Below are 19,061 nucleotides of genomic sequence, written 5' to 3'. Positions count from 1 at the left end.
AAGGAATGATGAATGAAACTATTGCCTCTATTCGCTCTATTAGTCTTTTCATTTTCAGCAATGGCAGAAGATAAAACCAATACGGTAAAAGATGCTGTATCAAATGTGGTATCCGGTATTGTCTCTTTTAGTAAGGATGCGTTAAGTGGTGTTAATGATGGTGTGGAAGAAGGGCGACAAGATGGTGAGAGTATTGATGGTGCCAGAATCATTAGTAGCCAACATACCCTCGCAAAATACAATATTGTGTTATCTATTAGCAAAGTTAATCATATTTCGGCTGAGCGCTATGAAGTTGTGATGGTCATTCGTAATAATGAGGCAGAACCGGTTCGCTTTATTAATCTCTTTGATTCACTTAATGTTATCTTACTTGATGGGGACGGTTTTTCATCTAATTTAGCAAACAATTATCTTGATATTACGGTGCCGGCTAAAGCCGCGATTAAGTCATCATGGCAATTTGATGGTGTTGAAGGTAAACCCGATATATTGCGCATCTATGATCAAGAGATTAAAGTGCCTCACGTTACACCATAATTTGAATTTATATTCATAAATAGTGAATAAATATTTACATCTAAACAATTTGGTTTACAATACAAATTATTATTAAAATGTGTTATCAGGACAATGTTATGACCCAAAAAGAACAATCCCCTATTACGCGAGCCATGTTTGATCAGCTTATTCTGCCGGTTTATGCACCAGCACAATTTATTCCCGTGAAAGGCAAAGGTAGCCGCGTCTGGGATCAAAATGGCGATGAATATATTGATTTTGCAGGCGGTATTGCGGTTAATGCGTTAGGCCATTGTCATCCTAATTTAATCAAAGCGTTACATGAGCAAAGTGAAAAACTGTGGCATGTCAGTAATGTGTTTACTAATGAACCAGCATTACAATTAGCACAGCGGTTAATTGATCATACTTTTGCTGATCGTGTGTTTTTTGCGAATTCTGGTGCCGAAGCCAATGAAGCGGCATTAAAACTTGCGCGTCATTATGCGATTGAAACATACAGTCCATATAAAACGAAAATCATTTCTTTTCATCACTCTTTCCATGGTCGAACATTTTTTACTGTTTCAGTGGGTGGGCAAGCTAAATATTCTGATGGATTTGGTCCAAAACCTGCTGATATTGTGCATATTCCCTTTAATGACCTTGATGCAGTTAAAGCGATCATCGATGATCATACTTGTGCTGTCATTTTAGAACCAGTACAAGGCGAAGGCGGCTTAACGTCGGCAACACCTGAATTTCTAAAAGGTGTGAGAGAGCTGTGTAATCAGTTTAATGCATTATTGATTTTTGATGAAGTGCAATGTGGTATGGGACGGACTGGTACACTATTTACCTACCAACAATACGGTATTACACCTGATATTTTAACTTCAGCCAAAGCGTTAGGTGGCGGTTTTCCGATCAGTGCAATGTTAACAACTGAGGCGATTGCGTCGGTAATGCATCCTGGCGTTCATGGTACAACGTATGGCGGTAATCCATTAGCGTGTGCCGTAGGCTGTGCGGCGTTTGATACCATTAATTCACCGGAAGTCTTGCAAGGCATTAATACCAAACGAGCGCTATTTATTGATGAGTTAGAAAAGATAAATCAGCAGTTTAATATTTTCAGTCAGTATAAAGGCAAAGGGTTGTTATTTGGTGCTGAATTAACTCAGCCATATCACGGTAAAGCACGTGATTTCTTAAATGTGGCTACTGAGTTTAAAGTGATGATTCTTAATGCTGGAACCAGTGTATTAAGGTTCACGCCTTCATTAGTGATCTCGGATGAAGAAATTCAAGAAGGTATGCAGCGCTTTGCTAAGGCGGTCGCGAAAGTAGTCGCGGCTGGCTAAGTCTTGTGTAAAGGTGGCGCAGGTCACCTTTGCTTTATTGGTCAATTATTCAGGCTTAAGTAGGTTTTAACCCATTTAGAGTGCCGTTATGTGCCGAGTTATCGTGCACGCTTTTTTTGCAACTCACATAAGTAGTGGCACTTTTGCTAAAATCATGTCATCATTTGTTCCCATAATGTGTTACGTTTACTCTGTACAATAATGGGTAACAATCGTTTTAATCGTTTAACGTCTGCGTTCTTGCTCAAATTATCTCTCGTTTGTCAGGATAATCGCGATAGTTAACGACAATTAGAGATCGTTGAAAGGCTCATCATGAATCAAAATACTCAACTTAAAGGTGCGACATTATGACCGCTACACCTTTAAATTATGCGAAAACTTATTTTGTCACCAGCGCACCGGATATTCATCATCTACCGGAAGATAGCGGTGTGGAAATTGCTTTTGCCGGACGTTCTAATGCCGGAAAATCGAGTGCATTAAATACATTAACTAATCAAAAAAGTTTAGCCAGAACCAGTAAAACGCCGGGACGAACTCAGCTTATTAACTTGTTTGAAGTTGAACCAAATTGTCGTTTAGTCGATTTACCGGGTTATGGTTATGCACAAGTTCCTGAAGAAGTAAAACGTAAATGGCAAAAATCACTTGCTGAATACTTACAAAAACGGGAGAGTTTAAAAGGGATTGTGATTTTAATGGATATCCGCCATCCTTTAAAAGACCTTGATCAGCAAATGATTGATTGGGCAGTGCAGTCACAGTTATCCGTGATGCTACTTTTAACCAAAGCCGATAAATTAGCATCAGGTGCACAAAAGAAACAACTGAATATGGTCAAAGAGGCCATTTTACCGTTTCAAGGTGATATTACGGTAGCGACCTTTTCATCATTAAAACGTACTGGACTTGAGCAATTAAAGCAAAAGCTCAATGAATGGTATCACCAACAAGAACTAGAACTGTAAGATCACATCTTGCGTTGCCAGCAAGTCGTTAATGGCTTGTTGGCTAATCATCTGCGTATTAATAACCAAATTTTGATGGTGTAAACCACGCTGCTTAAGCGATGTTTCACAGGCATAAATATCAGTAATATCGTACAAGTCCAACATGCCCAGTGTGGCAATATAATCGCGCATTAAGATTTTCTCAGGCTGTTGGTCACGCAATAGATGAAACACACCATCATGGATAAAAAAAACGCTAACGTGATTAATGTCAGAAATGGCTAATGATAGGTCTAACGCTTCACGACCTTTTGCATTTCCATGCGGTACTTGGTTGAACACGATCGCCACGTTTTTCAAAGTTATCCCTCTTAAAATTGAATCACTCTATCGCTTTTTGCAATCGATTCACTCAGCTCACCAAGGCCAACTAATTCAAATTGGGCGGCGATATTATCGCTGGTCGATTCTTGAATCACGCCGCGTCTTTGCGCTGCTGCAATACATAATGCAAGTTTAACTTGATGGGTTTTTGCCAGTGTTTGCCAAGCATTAACGAGATCAAATTCATCATTGGAAGGGTTGGTAAAACCATTGGCATTATAAACACCATCGGCATAAAAGAAGATCGAATTCAGGGTGTGCTCTGAATTAAGCAATGATTGACAAAATTGATAAGCACAATACGCAGCTTGGGTCCCATAAGCGGGACCCATTACAACAACCGTATAATTGAGTCGTTTCACGTTCACTCAATCAAATCTACTTATTGTTGAGCGGCAGGTTGGTCGTCATTAATACCGAATAGTTCCACTTCGAATACTAATGTTGATGCCGGTGGAATACCAACATTACCACCATAAGATGGTTTTTCTTCATCACCATAAGCCAGTTCTGGTGGAACAACTAATTTAATTTTACCACCAACCCCGATTAATTGAATACCTTCTGTCCAACCTTTGATCACGCCAGATAATGGAAAACGGGTTGGTTCGCCGCGATCATAAGAGCTATCAAATTTTTGACCATCAACAAGGGTACCGGTGTAATGTACGATAACCACATCGTCAGCCGTAGGGTGTTTACCTGTACCTTCATCGATAATTTGGTATAGTAAGCCCGATTCAGTTTGTTTTACACCTTCTTGTTTAGCAAACTCTTCACGGTATTTATCACCAGAAGCTACACTAGCTGCTTTTTCTGTTTCAAAACGATCTTTTGCTTCCGTTTGTAAACGTTTATCCAGCTCAGCTAAGATGAATTGGATTTCTTCTTGAGTATATTTGGATTTGTCGCTAAATGCATCATCGAAGCCTTGAATGACTTGTGCTGAGTCTAACGTGACTTTACCTCTTTCAAGGTTACTTTTTAGGTAGTTACCAAATGATGCGCCCACTGCATAAGCTTCTTTTGATGCATCGACTTCAATTTTTCCATCAGTAGCAACGGCTTCAGTTGGTGTTGGTTGCGCCGCAACTGTATTGTCTTTTTTATCATCGCATCCTGCTAATGCAAAAACAATTGCACCGCCAATTAGCGTCATTTTTAGTAATGATTTCATTCTTAATTCTCCAAATATTATGAATATATTTTATTTTCTTATTAGAAAAGCAAAACTTTTACATTATATACAAATATAACACCGATAGTATGTAATTTACAAAATCCTGATGGTTTTTATAAGTTATTATTAAAGGGATAGGGGAAATAATGAGTTGAAACGATTCCCCCAAGGCTTAACATCAGTTATAATGCAACCAGATATAATTATATCATATAGATAAGGATGAATATTTTGAGTACTGAATTAAATTCCCTTGATATTGAAGAGATAATTCATTTATTGCCACACCGTTTCCCATTTTTGATGGTTGATCGTGTTGTCAGTTATGAAAAGGGTAAAACACTTCGCGCGATTAAAAATGTGTCGGTGAATGAGCCTTTCTTCCAAGGTCACTTCCCAAATAAACCGGTGTTTCCTGGTGTATTAATCCTTGAAGCAATGGCACAAGCAACCGGTATTTTAGCATTTAAAAGCATTGAAGAGCTGACACCTGGCCAACTTTATTATTTTGCGTCAGTGGATAAAGCCCGTTTTAAACGCCCTGTTGTGCCAGGTGATCAAATGATCCTTGATGTAACCTATATTAAAGAGCGCCGCGGTATCGCGTTGTTTCACGGTATTGCAACGGTTGATGGTAAACTGGTTTGCGAAGCTGAAATGATGTGTGCGCGTAAATAGGTCATTAGTGAAATCTCGATATTAAGGAATAGTTATGGCAATTGATAAATCTGCTGTCATCCACCCAAGTTCAATTATTGAAGATGGGGCAATCATTGGTGCTAACGTTAAAATTGGCCCATTTTGTTATGTTGGTCAGCATGTCGAAATAGGTGAAGGCACTGAGCTAAAATCACATGTGGTTATCAATGGTCATACGAAAATAGGTCGAGACAACCAAATTTATCAATTCGCGTCGATTGGTGAAGTAAACCAAGATTTAAAATATCAAGGTGAGCCGACACGAACTGAAATTGGCGATCGAAATCGCATTCGTGAAAGTGTGACAATCCATCGCGCTACAGTTCAAGGGTGCGACGTGACTCGAATTGGTAGCGATAATTTATTCATGATTAATGCGCATATTGCACATGACTGTCAAATTGGTGATCACTGTATTTTAGCTAATAATGCAACATTGGGTGGACATGTGGAACTTGATGATTATGTGATTATCGGCGGTATGACTGCAGTTCATCAATTTTGTGTTATCGGTGCTCATGCCATGGTTGGCGGGTGTTCTGGCGTGGCACAAGATGTCCCACCTTATGTCATTGCACAAGGTAATCATGCGACCCCTTACGGTGTGAACTTGGTTGGTTTAAAACGCCGCGGATTTAGTAAAGAGGCATTACAAGCCATTAATAACAGTTACAAAATTTTATATCGTAATGGGCTCTCTTTTGATGATGCGAAAGTCAATATTAGTGATATCGCCCAATCGCATCCTGAAGTCAAATTATTTATCGATTTCTTTACCCGTTCAACACGCGGTATTATTCGTTAATCATAATGCATCGCTTAGCGATGCATTATTTATTTTATCGCCCATAAATACTTACAATTAAACCCATCATGAATGATCAACAGCAACCTATTTTAACTATCGCAATCGTCGCCGGTGAAACGTCCGGTGATATTCTTGGTGCAGGCCTTATCCGTGCATTACGTGATCGTTATCCGAATATTCGATTTGTCGGTATTGCCGGTCCTAAAATGCAAGCTGAAGGCTGTGAAGCTTGGTACCAAATGGATGAGCTTGCAGTCATGGGCATTGTTGAAGTGCTTGGCAAGTTAAGACGAATCTTAGCAATCCGCAAAGATATTACCCAACGAATTAAAGCATTAAAACCGGATCTCTTTATTGGTATTGATGCACCTGATTTTAATCTATCGCTAGAAGGCAAATTAAAACAAGCAGGGATTAAAACCATTCATTATGTGAGCCCATCGGTTTGGGCATGGAAACAAAAACGCGTCTTTAAAATTAAACGCAATACCGATTTGATTTTAACCTTTTTGCCGTTTGAGAAAGCGTTTTATGACAAGTACGACGTTCCGTGCCGGTTTATTGGTCATAAAATGGCTGATGATGTGGCACTATTCCCAGATCAAAATAATATGCGTGAAAAGCTGGGTATTCCGCCTGGTCAACGCGTGTTATCTTTACTACCTGGTAGTCGGCATGCCGAAGTGACGTTACTATCGGCACCATTTTTACAAGCCGCGCAATTAGTCAGTCAATCGATAACCAATTTGCACATTGTGGTGCCACTTGCTAATAGCAAACGTCGACAAGAGTTTGAACAAATCAAAGCACAAATTGCACCTGAGCTCAATGTGCAATTGTTAGATGGCCATGCGCGTGAAGCCATGATGGCCAGTGATGCCGCTATTTTGGCGTCGGGCACCGTCGCTTTAGAATGCATGTTAGCTAAATGCCCAATGGTTGTGGGTTATAAAATGAAGCCATTCACATTTTGGCTAGCCAAAAAATTGGTTAAAACGCCGTATGTGTCATTACCCAATATTTTAGCGGGTAAGCAAATTGTACCAGAATTGCTTCAAGATGACTGTACCCCTGTCAATATTGCTAATCATATTACCACCTTATTGACGAGTGATAATTCATCATTAAAAGAGACGTTTTTAGCGCTACATCAACAAATTCGTTGTCAGGCTGATGAGCAAGCTGCCAAAGCCGTGCTTGATGTGATTGGAGTCGTGCAATGATATTTATCTATCCTGAAAACGCTGGATTGATTGCTGGTGTTGATGAAGTTGGTCGTGGCCCGTTATGCGGCGATGTGGTAACGGCAGCCGTCATTTTAGATCCCAATAAACCGATTACGGGACTTGCAGATTCGAAAAAATTGACTGAAAAGAAACGTGAATACTTATTTGAACTGATCAAAGAACAGGCGTTAAGTTGGTGTATTGCCAGAGCGAGTGTGACTGAAATTGATCAGTTAAATATTTTGCATGCAACCATGCTTGCGATGCAGCGTGCGGTTGCAGGCTTATCGATAAAGCCTGATTTGGTTTTAGTTGATGGTAACCGTACGCCTGATTTTGGTATTAAAGCGCAGCCTGTTGTAAAAGGTGATAGCTTAGTACAAGAGATTGGCGCTGCATCGATTTTAGCCAAAGTCACGCGTGATCGTGAGATGGCTGATCTTGATAAATTATACCCACAATATGGATTAGCAAAGCATAAAGGTTATCCGACCAAAGCGCATTTAGAGGCGATTATCGCGCATGGTGTGAATGATATTTATCGTAAGAGTTTTGCGCCTGTCAGGAACCTACTTTGTCGCTAACCACTCGATAGCAAAGACTATTTTCGGAGAGTTTAGCTTGACGGTTTGTCATAGTAATCGTGTATCCATGTGGCAATTTTGCTCATTTTTACACTATAATTATACCTTATGACAATAATTTAACGAAAATCGCGCCTATTTTCATTAAAAAAAGCCCGATAGGTATCGGGCAATGTGCATTAATTTCAAATGTAGTATCACAATGTGAATCACTTCAACGAGACGGTTTTGACAAAAAACGTCAGTACGGCTGATGCGATAAGCGCAATCACCATAAACATAAAGGCATTGTTGTAACCGCCCGCTGCTCGGTCGATTAAAAACCCAATAATAATTGGAGAAACCACGCCAGCAACTTGTCCGCCAAAGTTAACAATACTTGATGCCCGTCCCATAATCACGGGTGGGATCAGGTGCATTAACATGCCCCAGAATATGGCGAAGGCAATAAACATAAAGAAGGCAGAAATACATTGGAATGTGATGGCTGTTTCAATACTGTTTACGTGGAACATAAAAAATAAGAAGATACCCGATACAATTGAAGTTAAACAATAAATCAGTTTTAACTGTTTTTCAAACTTGTCGGCTAAGTAGCCCCCAGTTAGTGTGCCTAATGCCCCAAATAAAAAGGGGACTGCGGCCCAAATCCCCGTTTTCGCTAATGACAATTGCCGCACTTCTAAAAGGTAGCTTGGTAACCAGGTTGTAAATCCCCAGAAGGTAATATCAAATAAGAACCAAATCAGTGAGAGTTTCCATAAGATTGGCATTTTCAATACTTCAACAAAGCTTAACGTTTTATTGGCTGAGCTTTTTGCGGCTTCACGTTGGGCATCTCGCTCTAATTCAGCCAATTCTTGTGGGCTGATTAAACGGTTATGTTCCGGCTTATTTAAAACGAATCGGTAAATTAGCATCCCTAAAATAAGACCTGGGATACTTAAAAAGACAAACACTTCACGCCAACCAAACATTTCAATGATGGTTGCGGCAACCAGTACCGAGATGGCAGGCCCTAAAGTATTTACTGACGATTGAATGGCGGTTGCTCGACCTCGTTCGTTTGAAGGGAAATAGGTAGAAATGGTTTTCCATGATGAAGCAGGGAAACAGCCTTCGCCGGCGCCAAATAAAAAACGCACAATCAATAATAAGGGTAACAGATAAATTAAACCGGTGATTAAGGTGAAAATTGACCACCAAATAATCGCAAATGCCATCACCTTCCTTGGTCCAAATCGATCAGATAAATATCCGCCCGGAATTTGAAATAGTGCATAACCGATAAAGAAAGCACTGATGATGGTACCTTGTGCCATTTTATCTAGCCCAAGATCATGACCAATAAAAGGCAGTGAAACATTCATTACCATGCGGTCAAGGAATGATAATAACCAGCCAGACCAAAGCAGTAATAAAATGGTGTAACGACCTTTCCATTTCTTAGGAGCTGGCGCCGGAATAGGTTGTGTTGTTGAATTATTCATACAGATCCCTTGCATAAAAATTGATGAAAGGTCAGAGGGGTGTTGTGCTAAAGGCTTATACGAAATAAGCCTTTAGAAAAGTTAAAACCTTACTTTTGTGCTTTACTATAAATATCCCAAGCCGCTTGTAAGCCTGCGCCTTGTACTGTTTTGAAACCAACTTTATTAAGAACCGCTTCAAAGGCACTTAGGGTTTGCATCACACAATCTTTACGCGCGTTATAGCCCATTGTACCAATACGCCATACATTGCCTTTTAATGGACCAAATGACGCACCGATTTCGATAGCAAAGTCATTGAGCATTAAGCTGCGAACTTCCATATCATTGATATGTTCTGGACGCATTACCCCAACAACGTTATTCATTTTGTGTTTAACATCACCAAAGATTTCAAGGCCCATTGCTTGTAAACCGGCTAGCATTGCTGCACCATTGGTTTCATGACGTTTAATAACATCATCAAGACCTTCTTGAAGAACAATACGAGCACATTCTCTTGCTGCAAATAGCATGCTTGTTGCTTCTGTATGGTGGTTAATACGCTCAGCGCCCCAATAACGAATAATCATGTCGAGATCAAAGTAGTTTGAATAGATGATTTCATCTGTACCATCGACATCGTTTTCATTACGAATACCGGATTCAACGCATTTACGTTTTTGAATCACGTCTACCATTTTGTCATTAAGCGTAAGTGGTGCGACACCTGGAGGACCACTCAAACATTTTTGTAGACTGACGGATACACCATCAAGTTGCCATTTATCAACTTGTAAGTCATTACCAACGATTGACGCAGTTGCATCAATGTAGCTTAATACGCCATATTTGTTACAAATTTCACCAATTTTATCTAAGGGTTGTAACATGGTTGTTGATGTATCACCTTGTACACATAAAAGTAAACGTGGTTTGATTTTTTTGATGGCATCTTCGATAACGTTTGGATCAAACACTTGACCCCATGGCACTTCAATTGTATGCACTTCAGCGCGACAACGTCTTGCAATTTCACACAGGAGTAAACCAAAACGACCAAAGTTTGGTACTAAGACTTTATCACCAGGGCGAATCGTTGACATTAAAACCGCTTCAATACCGGCACGTGCTGTACCATCGATCACAAAAGTCTGTTGGTTTTGGGTCTTGAAAATTTCACGATATAATGCCATGGTTTGGTTCATATAATCGGTCATAACAGGATCAAATTGACCAATTAATGGTGCAGCCATTGCACGGGTGACTCTTGGATCCGCATTAATTGGTCCTGGCCCCATTAATAAACGGTATGGTGGATTAATCTGATCGTATTGTGTTATGTCTAACATTCGATTTTCCTTAATATCTGTTAACTAATTTTTTTATCTATATTTTTTAAAAATGGATGCGTTATGGGGTGGTGGTTCCTAAATAGTCCCACAATTTCATTCATGACTTTACCCATATTAGCTTTTTTCCACGCTAATGACAATTGGGATGGTTTCCTTTCATTAACTACATCACATTTTATCAGTTCACCTTTATCAACATACGGCTGGCAAATTGTTTTGGGTATAAAGCCAATACCTAAGCCTTTCAAGTGACATGCTACTTTGGTTTTTAAACTGGGTACAATAATTTCACTTTGTCCTGGCAGCAACCATGCAATTCGCTTTGTCATATGGGTTGATGTATCTTCGACATTGATTGCAGGATAATTACGTAGTACATCGTTGGATAGTTTACCATTGATACGCGTTAATGGATGATTTTTTGCAACGACAAATTCCCAGCTAACCTCGCCAAATGGATATATGTTGATCATATTATCGAGTGATTCCCAGCCAGTGGCGCCAATTGCCATATGAAACTCACCATGCAACAGGGAATCCCAAACCCCCATGTACACTTGCCTAGTAAGATTAAATTGCGTAAAAGGGAAACGCTCTTTGAAGTGCACCAGTAAATCAGCAACTGCATCGGGATCAAAGAGCAGATTGTTAATCGCGATATTAATACGCCTTTCAACGCCATCACTGATTTGTTGTAGTTCTTCAGGCATGGTCGTTAGCCAAGCAAGCCATTGACAGCATCGCTCGTACAGATGTTGTCCTGCAAGGGTTAGGGATACCGTCCGTGTGGTGCGTTCAAAAAGCTGGGTACCAAGTGAGTCCTCAAGCGATTTTATTCGGTAGCTAATGGCGGCAGGCGTTTTATAAAGCAGTTTAGCGGCTTTTGAAAAGCTATTACACTCGACCACCTTCGTAAACGTGCGCATTGTTTCAAGATCTAACATGTTACTCCACCTCATTGTGATGATAGTCTTGCTCTAAAAGCAGCGTACCTATCCAAATACCAAGCAACAAATCAGCTCCTGAACTATGTCCATAGCTGAGTAATTTTTTCATTGCTAAAGTGTTTTGATTATATTGCCTAATTGATGAGATGACTGCAAGTAGATTTAGCGTAAAAGTCCCTTTAAATGCACATGTTAAAAATGCGGCACTAACTTTTGTGGTTAAGGTTTCAAGTTTAGATTCTGGTAAATAGGTGTGCATGTTGACTAATTGTGGGTGCCGCGAGCGGTCGGTATAGAGTGCAGCAAAAATCCCCACTAATATATCGTCGAAGGTTGGTGTTAGCCCTGGCCCTAATCCAATAAAGGGTTCTAAATTAAAGGGTTGATTAGTAAGGAATCGACTAATTTGCTCATAAAATTGCTGTAGTTCTGCATTCAGTGGCTGATTGAGTAGGCTTGCCAGATCACCAAATAATCCTGTTGAATGTTTCAGTGGTGAAAGTAAAGTATAAACAACGTTTTTTTGCAGTGTAAACGGCTGCTGGATAGTAAGATTTAATTGACGGGCTTGACGACACAACGTCGTATCACCAAAAACTAAATCCCCACAGTTTGTTTGTGATATTGCCACATGATCGCGTTCAATGAGATCATAGATATACCAAAAGTCGTCTTGTCTTAATGACCACCCCATGGGGCTTAGACCATTATTAAACGAATGTAATGTAATGATTTGATTATTATTATCGGTTAAATTAATGACTTTGTTATGCAGACTAAAACAAAAAACCTCCCCCGGTGCACACGTAATGTGTGCACTAACGGCAAGAGGTTTTACAATATTACTCATTCACTAGTCAGTGATATTCATCTTTTTAGCTAATGCTTCAAGTGCTTTTTCAAAGCAAGCTAATGGTGCACGTACTGTACCGGCACCGATTTGACCAATACCTGCTTTTTTATGAGCAATCCCGGTGTTGATTAATGGGGTAATTCCCGTTTCAACCACGCGACGAATATCTAAACCTAAACAGCACCCTTGGAAATTCCATGATGGAATTTGGAATAATGGGTTATGTTCTAAGTAGATTTCGCTCATTTCATCAGATGTTTCAATCGCAGCTTCAACACCACCTGCGCCGACGAAGCGGGTTACGCCAGGTGCGGCAACCATAGCGGCGCCACCAATACCGAATGCTTCGGTAATCGCACTGTCACCGATATCTGAGTTAGCTTCATCTTGTGAATAACCCGTAAAGAATAGACCTTGTGGTGTATTAACCGGTGCAGTAAACCATTGATCACCCAGACCACTCACTTTGATACCAAAGTCTTTACCGTTACGTGTCATCACCGTTACGATTGTGCCTGCTTCAATTTGTGCGGCACTGTCCATTGCGGATTTACAAAATGCCATTGCCACGTTTAAGAAGAACTGGTCAGTCACGCTTAAGAATTCAAAAATTTTCGCCATTTCAGCTTTATCACGGTTTAATAATGCTAATTTAGGTGATAAGGTTCTTAATAATAGCGCTGATGCAGCAATGTTACGTTGGTGGAATTCATCACCCATTGTAATGGCTTGGGCCATTAATGCGGTAAGATCAATACCTTTATCAAACAGTTGTAATGCTTCATTTAATGCAGGGCCTAATGAATCACGCATCCAACGGTGACGCGCTTGAACATCTTCACCATAAGCACCAAAACGCATCACTTTACCGATACCTTCGTTCAAGTTACAGTATGCACGGTTACCTTGCGTGATATTTTCAACAACCACAACTGGCATATTGGCAGAGGTAATCCCACCCATTGGGCCAACAGCACTCACTGAGTGACATGGGATAAATTCCACTTTACCATTTTTTAGTAATGTAACGGCTTCATCTTCATTTTTTGCCCAACCTTCAAATAAACATGCACCAATACAAGCACCTTGCATTGGACCTGTCATATCATCCCAGACAATAGGTGGACCAGCATGCAGTAATTTTTGTCCTGTTTGTAGTGTAGGAATGGCTTCTTTAGCTGGAATAACGCCAAGCCAATGTGGTCTGGCTTCTTTGATTCTATCAAGAACGGCTTGGTTTGCTTCATTAATTGATGCGTACATATCTAAACCTCTTACTGTAATTTTTTCAAAATGTTAGCGAGTTTCTGGTTGCCACCTGCAATAGGTGCCCATTGGTAATGAACCACTGGAGTACCTGCAGATTGCAGATCCTCGGCAAAACTACGTAAACCTACATTAATAACACCCACTTTGTCTAATAGCGGGTAAGTTTTACCACTAGATAAGACTTGTCTTGGTGTAATGAGTTTGCTTGCGAGTAAAATCGCTTCCGGTAGATTGTCCATAACAATAATCCCGGCATTTTTAAGTGCTTCAACTTGTGTTGATCGAACTTGTGGGTCTTGTTCTGAACCGGTAACGGTTGCAATCACAACCAGTGGATTGTCCGCTGAACGTTTTTGTCGTGCTTTTTCAACGCCGACGGTTACGGATTCAGCTGGATTGGCATTGGCACCATAACCAATCACCAGATCCAACAATAAAACACCGATGTCATTTTTGGTGCCAAGATTAGCAATTTCTTGTTCACGAATTGATGGATCAATCATTGGGTGAGGACGGCCTACGGTGTAGAAGTCATCACCAAGGTCAATAATTTTATGACCTTTGGCATCTAACATAATACCTTTATCGTGATCTTTGCTGACTGCAACATCCAATTTTTCAGCAAGTAGCATTGCCGCTTCAGAAGCAAGGGTTCCCCCTGTGTACAGACCTGAAATATGTTTATTTGCAACTGATGGCGCTAGGCTCGCTTCTTTTTCAACTTTAGCCAGTTGGGCAGAAATACGCGCTGCTTCATCAAGTGTATTGGCAAAATAGATATTATCATCGTGTGGTTTATCCGCTTTAGCCCCTAAAAAGAGCGCAACGATCGGCTTATGAATTTTCTTCATTGCTTCGATGACTTTGATTCGGACACTTTCCGCTGGCGGTTTTGACACAAACGTAATAACTTGGCTTTGTGCATCGGCATCAAGCATTTTTAAGGCTGTTAGTGCACTGATGCCACCAACATCGGCTGATAAATCACGTCCACCTAAGCCAATGGCTTGTGTGATACCTTGTCCAAGTAGAGCGATTTGAGAAATTACTTCTTGGATACCCGTACCCGATGCGCCAATCACACTAATGTTACCTTGTGGGATGACGTTGGAAAAGGCTAGTGGGGCACCCGCAATAATTGCGGTACCACAGTCTGGACCCATGACGATAAGATCCTTTTCTGCCGCTTTCTGTTTTAATCGAATTTCATCTTGCACAGATACGTTATCTGAGAAAATCATCACGTTTTTGTCATTGTCTAATGCCTGTTCAGCAAGACCCGGCGCATATTCACCCGCAATAGATATCAAGACTAAATTGGCATCTGGCAGTTTTTGTTTAGCACTATCAAAACGACGCGCTTTGAGTAACCGTGCGCCCCCTTGTTGCTGTTGAGCAATATTTTTCAACGCTTCTTCCAAAGAATCGCTGATTAATTTAACGACATCACCCGAATCATTTGTCTTAATGGCAACACAAATGTCGTTAGGGGTCGCGTCGTTAAAAATATCGCTCCAAAAACCCGTATTAGTCAATAATGACTTGTTGGCCGGTGTGCCCATCATGACTGAGACTTCATCGACCTCATCTAAATTACTTAGTTTCTTAGATATCAGCATAAGACTAACTGAATCTTGGAAACTCCCTTTTTTTATAAAAGCTTGAATCATGAGAAATGGCCTCTCAATGTTAATAAATTTATGTAAAAGTATTACTAACGCTAATGTAATTGGACTGTTTATTCTATATTACCGAAAAAAATATAATTAGTTTTGAATGATGTCACAAATTGCCTAATTCCTATTTTAGCAAAAATTATTAAAAATTAATTATTTATCTTTTTATTAAAAATTCTTTCACAAACGGTTGTAATTAGTTGAATTTAATTTTATAAAAAAGAAATAGTTAATTGGATCACAGTATTCTCTGCTAATAATAAGTATGTTATTAAGCGAAACTAATGTGTATGATTGACTGTTTTTAGTAGGGTTCGCTTTAATTTGTATTAGATGAATGATTATGCTTTTGATTTAATACAAATTAATGGTGTTATTTAAGATTCAACACAAGATAGGTAAATAATTATGAATATCTTATATGATGATGTCGCTGACATAGTAAAGTGGATATCAAGTTTTGGTGGTTTAGATAATGGCGGTACAACACGCTTACTTTACTCTAAAGAGTGGCTCGATGCACAAAATGCATTAAAAGAGCGAATGACCAATATCGGTATGACGACCTATTTTGATGATATTGGTAACTTATATGGTCGCTTTGAAGGTAGCAAGCATAAAGACGAAGTGGTGATGTCTGGTTCACATGTCGATACGGTGGTGAACGGTGGTAAATTAGACGGTCAACTTGGTATTGTCGGCGCATTCTTGGCGATGGCTTACCTAAAAGAAAAGTATGGTCAACCACTGAGAACGCTTGAATTGATTTCAATGGCCGAAGAAGAAGGCAGTCGTTTCCCGTTTGTATTTTGGGGGAGTAAAAACGTATTTGGTCTTGCTAATACGAAAGATGTTGAAAATATCAAAGATGCTGAAGGCATCAACTTTGTTGAAGCAATGAAATCATGTGGTTTTAAATTCAACACACAGCAACCACGTAAAGATATTAAAGCATTTGTTGAGTTACACATTGAACAAGGTGGCGTATTAGAACGCGAACAAAAAAGTATTGGTGTTGTGACCAGTATTGTTGGTCAACGCCGTTACAATATTCGTTTAATTGGTGAAGCTAACCATGCGGGAACAACGCCAATGGGATACCGCCGTGATGCAGTCTATGCATTTAGCCGAATCTGTTATGAATCAATTAATAAAGCCGTTGCTGTTGGTGATCCATTAGTGCTTACATTTGGTCGCGTTGAACCAAAACCAAACGTGGTGAATGTCGTCCCAGGTGAAGTGCTCTTTACAATGGATTGTCGTCATACAGACCAAAACGTGATCACCTCATTTACCGAAGAAATCGAAGCTGATATGAAACGTATTGCTGATGAACTCGGTCTTGAGATTGAAATCAACCGTTGGATGGATGAGCCGCCAATTCCAATGGATGCAAAATTAACCAAAATGCTAGAAGAGCAATGCCAAAAAGCGAACTTAAATTTCCGTATTATGCACAGCGGTGCAGGACACGATTCGCAAATTTTTGCACCACGCGTGCCAACAGCAATGCTTTTTGTGCCAAGTATTAAAGGGATTAGTCATAATCCAGCCGAAGAAACTAAAACTGAAGATTTAGTCGAAGGCATTAAAGCGTTAACGTATGCGCTTTACCAGTTAGCTTATCAAGAATAGAAAAACAAAGGAGAGTTGCCATAATGACAACGTCAAAAACAAGTGGTATTCAGTATTGGCATAAAATCGTCGTATTATTGTGTCTGGGTTGGATGGTAATGTGGATTTACCGTCCTGTATTAACTGCAATTTTTCCAGAAGTACAAGCAACGATTGGACCTCAGTCTAATACTGCTTTAGGTTTAATTGCGAGCTGTTATTTCTTTGCTTATACCGCAATGCAAATTCCAGCAGGGATGCTCGTTGACCGTTTTGGTAAAAAAGCGGTTGTGATTCCAGGCTTTACACTTTTTGCAATTGCCGCACTGTTAATTGGTAATGCAACTGACATCACGATGATTTATGCAGGTAGTTTACTTGCAGGTCTTGGTTGTGGTTCTTATTATGGCAGCGCTTGGTCTTTGTCTGCTGAAAACATTCCTTCAGAACACCGTAGCTTTGCTTCGGCGATTATCAATACCGGTTCTGCACTTGGTATGGGGATTAGCTTACTTGCAACAAGCTTCTTCGTTAAATCTTGGGGTATGCCTTGGGAATACATGCTTTACATTATCGCAGCATTACTACTTTGTTTAGTTGCTGGTTTTGCGATAATCATTAAAGATGGTCCGAAAGCAAAACCGGTACAAGAAGCGAAAAAAGCAGAAGAGACAGCAGCAGTTGCTGATGTTTCAGCTAAAAAACACAGCTTCTTTAGTGGTCAAATGATCGCGTCATATATCATGTATTTTGCAACGTGTTATGGTTATTACATGATCGTGAGCTGGTTACCTAACTTCCTTGAAACTGAACGTGGTTTTACCGGTGGTAGCATTGGTTCTGCTTCGTCATTAGTTGCCTTTGCTGCGATTCCGGGTGCGTTAATTATCGCAAAATTTGCTGATAAATTTAGAAGTAAACGTCTACTGTTTATCATCGTACTTGAAATCATTGCTGCCTTTACATTATTAACAGCAGTACAAGCTGCAACAGTTTCATTATTACTAGCTGGTCTTATTTTCTATGGTTTATTTGGTAAGTTAACGGTTGAGCCAATTTTGATCTCTCACGTATCTGATACTGCACCCAAAACTAACTATGGAACAACATTTGGTGTGTTTAACTTCTTTGGTATGAGCTCTTCAGTTATTGCTCCACCATTGACTGGTTATTTAGCTGATGTAACAGGTACTAAAATTACGGGCTTCTATGTGGCTATCGCTATTTTGCTTGTTGCTACAGCAATATTCTTTATTACCAATATGCGTAAAAAGAGTAATTAGTCCTAATTAAGCAATGAATTCCCGTAGGAGAGAATAATGGGTTATATAAATAATAATACTGGTTATCCAAAAGACTTATTAGCATCAAGAGCGATAATCAAACGGAATAATTATGCAGTTATTCCGCCTGATGGATTAGTTAAAAACATCATTCCAGGGTTTGAAAATTGCGATATCACAATTCTTTCGACACCGAAGCTTGGTGCTTCTTTTGTTGACTATATGGTTACCATGCATGCAAATGGCAAAAATGAGCAAGGTTTTGGTGCTGATGGCATTGAAGTGTTTGTTTATGTCATTGAAGGTGATGTTACGGCAAGTGCAGATAAAGCTTCTCATCAGCTAAAAACTGGCGGCTATTTATACTGCCCTGCGGGTGTTAAACTGTATCTGAAAAACAACAGCCAAACATCACGTTTGTTTTTATACAAAAGACGATATCAACCTTTAGCGGGCTATACGCCATATGTGGTTGCCGGTAATGTTAATGATCTGGCTAAAATCAACTATGAAGATATGGACGATGTTATCATTCAGGATTTACTACCCAAAGAACTCGCCTTTGATATGAATTTTCACATTTTGACCTTTAAACCTGGTGCAAGCCATGGTTATATCGAAACACATGTCCAAGAACATGGTGCTTACTTATTGAGTGGCCAAGCTATGTATAACTTGGATAATGATTGGGTGACGGTCAAAAAAGACGATTATATCTTTATGGGGGCTTATGCATTACAGGCATGTTATGCAGTGGGTCACGAGCCTTTAAGTTATATTTATTCAAAAGATTGCCACCGCGACGTGGAACTTTAAGTAAACATAGCTATTAATTTATTCGCTTAATTAATCAATATGATAGAGCAGCATTATGCTGCTCTATAGGCGAGTTTTAC

19 protein-coding genes are annotated in these 19,061 nt (G+C 39.8%); 10 read left to right on the top strand and 9 right to left on the bottom strand.

Annotated features, from left to right (window positions below):
• The first annotated feature begins 12 nt into the window (after positions 1-12).
• The 3 genes from ABEA36_RS09555 (at position 13) to yihA (ending at position 2,836) form a co-directional block, all read left to right on the top strand.
• The gene (locus ABEA36_RS09555) at positions 13-540 is read left to right on the top strand and encodes a hypothetical protein (RefSeq protein WP_345491518.1); all 528 of its coding nucleotides are present in this window, start codon (positions 13-15) and stop codon (positions 538-540) included.
• A gap of 98 nt (positions 541-638) precedes the next feature.
• Entirely contained in the window at positions 639-1,865 is a 1,227-nt protein-coding gene (gene argD / locus ABEA36_RS09550) for a bifunctional acetylornithine/succinyldiaminopimelate transaminase (RefSeq protein ID WP_345491516.1), read from the top strand.
• 350 nt (positions 1,866-2,215) lie between these two features.
• Positions 2,216-2,836, top strand: coding sequence for a ribosome biogenesis GTP-binding protein YihA/YsxC (gene yihA, locus ABEA36_RS09545; RefSeq protein ID WP_345491514.1), 621 nt, complete (start codon positions 2,216-2,218; stop codon positions 2,834-2,836).
• Here the strand turns inward: yihA and tusC are convergent.
• Genes tusC through fkpA form a run of 3 tightly spaced genes read right to left on the bottom strand, consistent with a single transcriptional unit; the run spans position 2,825 to position 4,379 of the window.
• Positions 2,825-3,169: a sulfurtransferase complex subunit TusC gene (gene tusC / locus ABEA36_RS09540; protein WP_425571931.1), complete on the bottom strand. Its 345-nt coding sequence runs from the start codon at positions 3,167-3,169 to the stop codon at positions 2,825-2,827. The two genes, yihA and tusC, sit on opposite strands and share 12 nt — an antisense overlap.
• A gap of 20 nt (positions 3,170-3,189) precedes the next feature.
• Positions 3,190-3,564, bottom strand: coding sequence for a sulfurtransferase complex subunit TusD (tusD, locus tag ABEA36_RS09535; RefSeq protein WP_345491510.1), 375 nt, complete (start codon positions 3,562-3,564; stop codon positions 3,190-3,192).
• 20 nt (positions 3,565-3,584) lie between these two features.
• Positions 3,585-4,379 (bottom strand): FKBP-type peptidyl-prolyl cis-trans isomerase, encoded by a 795-nt coding sequence (fkpA, locus tag ABEA36_RS09530; RefSeq protein ID WP_345491508.1) that lies wholly within the window; start codon positions 4,377-4,379, stop codon positions 3,585-3,587.
• A 234-nt stretch (positions 4,380-4,613) separates the two neighbouring features.
• Here fkpA and fabZ point away from each other — a divergent pair, with 234 nt between their 5' ends.
• From fabZ to rnhB, 4 genes are all read left to right on the top strand, one after another.
• The gene (gene fabZ / locus ABEA36_RS09525) at positions 4,614-5,060 is read left to right on the top strand and encodes a 3-hydroxyacyl-ACP dehydratase FabZ (RefSeq protein WP_345491506.1); all 447 of its coding nucleotides are present in this window, start codon (positions 4,614-4,616) and stop codon (positions 5,058-5,060) included.
• A gap of 34 nt (positions 5,061-5,094) precedes the next feature.
• Complete coding sequence (lpxA, locus tag ABEA36_RS09520) at positions 5,095-5,886, top strand: acyl-ACP--UDP-N-acetylglucosamine O-acyltransferase (protein WP_345491504.1); 792 nt, start codon at positions 5,095-5,097, stop codon at positions 5,884-5,886.
• Positions 5,887-5,954: 68 nt separating this feature from the next.
• The gene (lpxB, locus tag ABEA36_RS09515) at positions 5,955-7,112 is read left to right on the top strand and encodes a lipid-A-disaccharide synthase (RefSeq protein WP_345491502.1); all 1,158 of its coding nucleotides are present in this window, start codon (positions 5,955-5,957) and stop codon (positions 7,110-7,112) included.
• Entirely contained in the window at positions 7,109-7,699 is a 591-nt protein-coding gene (rnhB, locus tag ABEA36_RS09510; RefSeq protein ID WP_345491500.1) for a ribonuclease HII, read from the top strand. The genes lpxB and rnhB overlap by 4 nt, the downstream gene beginning before the upstream one ends.
• 209 nt (positions 7,700-7,908) lie before the next feature.
• On the opposite strand, the gene ABEA36_RS09505 is transcribed toward rnhB, so the two are convergent.
• The 6 genes from ABEA36_RS09505 to fdrA all read right to left on the bottom strand — a co-directional run bounded on the left by ABEA36_RS09505 (position 7,909) and on the right by fdrA (position 15,262).
• Positions 7,909-9,189 carry an MFS transporter gene (locus ABEA36_RS09505; RefSeq protein ID WP_345491497.1) on the bottom strand — a complete coding sequence of 427 codons (1,281 nt, stop codon included), beginning with the start codon at positions 9,187-9,189 and terminating at the stop codon, positions 7,909-7,911.
• A gap of 89 nt (positions 9,190-9,278) precedes the next feature.
• The gene (locus ABEA36_RS09500) at positions 9,279-10,520 is read right to left on the bottom strand and encodes a pyridoxal-phosphate-dependent aminotransferase family protein (protein ID WP_345491493.1); all 1,242 of its coding nucleotides are present in this window, start codon (positions 10,518-10,520) and stop codon (positions 9,279-9,281) included.
• 20 nt (positions 10,521-10,540) lie between these two features.
• On the bottom strand, positions 10,541-11,467 hold the full coding sequence (gene allS / locus ABEA36_RS09495) for an HTH-type transcriptional activator AllS (protein ID WP_345491491.1): 927 nt from the start codon (positions 11,465-11,467) through the stop codon (positions 10,541-10,543).
• 1 nt (position 11,468) lies between these two features.
• On the bottom strand, positions 11,469-12,320 hold the full coding sequence (locus ABEA36_RS09490) for an oxamate carbamoyltransferase subunit AllH family protein (RefSeq protein WP_345491489.1): 852 nt from the start codon (positions 12,318-12,320) through the stop codon (positions 11,469-11,471).
• A gap of 3 nt (positions 12,321-12,323) precedes the next feature.
• Positions 12,324-13,586: a YlbE family protein gene (locus ABEA36_RS09485; protein ID WP_345491487.1), complete on the bottom strand. Its 1,263-nt coding sequence runs from the start codon at positions 13,584-13,586 to the stop codon at positions 12,324-12,326.
• Between the two features lie 11 nt (positions 13,587-13,597).
• A complete protein-coding gene (gene fdrA, locus ABEA36_RS09480) occupies positions 13,598-15,262 on the bottom strand; it encodes an acyl-CoA synthetase FdrA (protein WP_345491485.1) in 1,665 nt (554 codons plus the stop codon).
• Between the two features lie 414 nt (positions 15,263-15,676).
• Here fdrA and allC point away from each other — a divergent pair, with 414 nt between their 5' ends.
• From allC to allE, 3 genes are read left to right on the top strand one after another with little or no spacing between them, the layout of a single operon-like run.
• Complete coding sequence (allC, locus tag ABEA36_RS09475; protein ID WP_345491483.1) at positions 15,677-16,903, top strand: allantoate deiminase; 1,227 nt, start codon at positions 15,677-15,679, stop codon at positions 16,901-16,903.
• A gap of 23 nt (positions 16,904-16,926) precedes the next feature.
• The gene (locus ABEA36_RS09470) at positions 16,927-18,165 is read left to right on the top strand and encodes an MFS transporter (RefSeq protein ID WP_345491481.1); all 1,239 of its coding nucleotides are present in this window, start codon (positions 16,927-16,929) and stop codon (positions 18,163-18,165) included.
• 36 nt (positions 18,166-18,201) lie between these two features.
• On the top strand, positions 18,202-18,981 hold the full coding sequence (allE, locus tag ABEA36_RS09465; protein ID WP_345491479.1) for a (S)-ureidoglycine aminohydrolase: 780 nt from the start codon (positions 18,202-18,204) through the stop codon (positions 18,979-18,981).
• Positions 18,982-19,061: the final 80 nt, after the last annotated feature.

The sequence above is a fragment of the Orbus sasakiae genome (assembly GCF_039542345.1).
Classification (GTDB): Bacteria; Pseudomonadota; Gammaproteobacteria; order Enterobacterales; family Orbaceae; genus Orbus; species Orbus sasakiae.
This window is presented reverse-complemented; position numbering and strand designations above follow the sequence as displayed.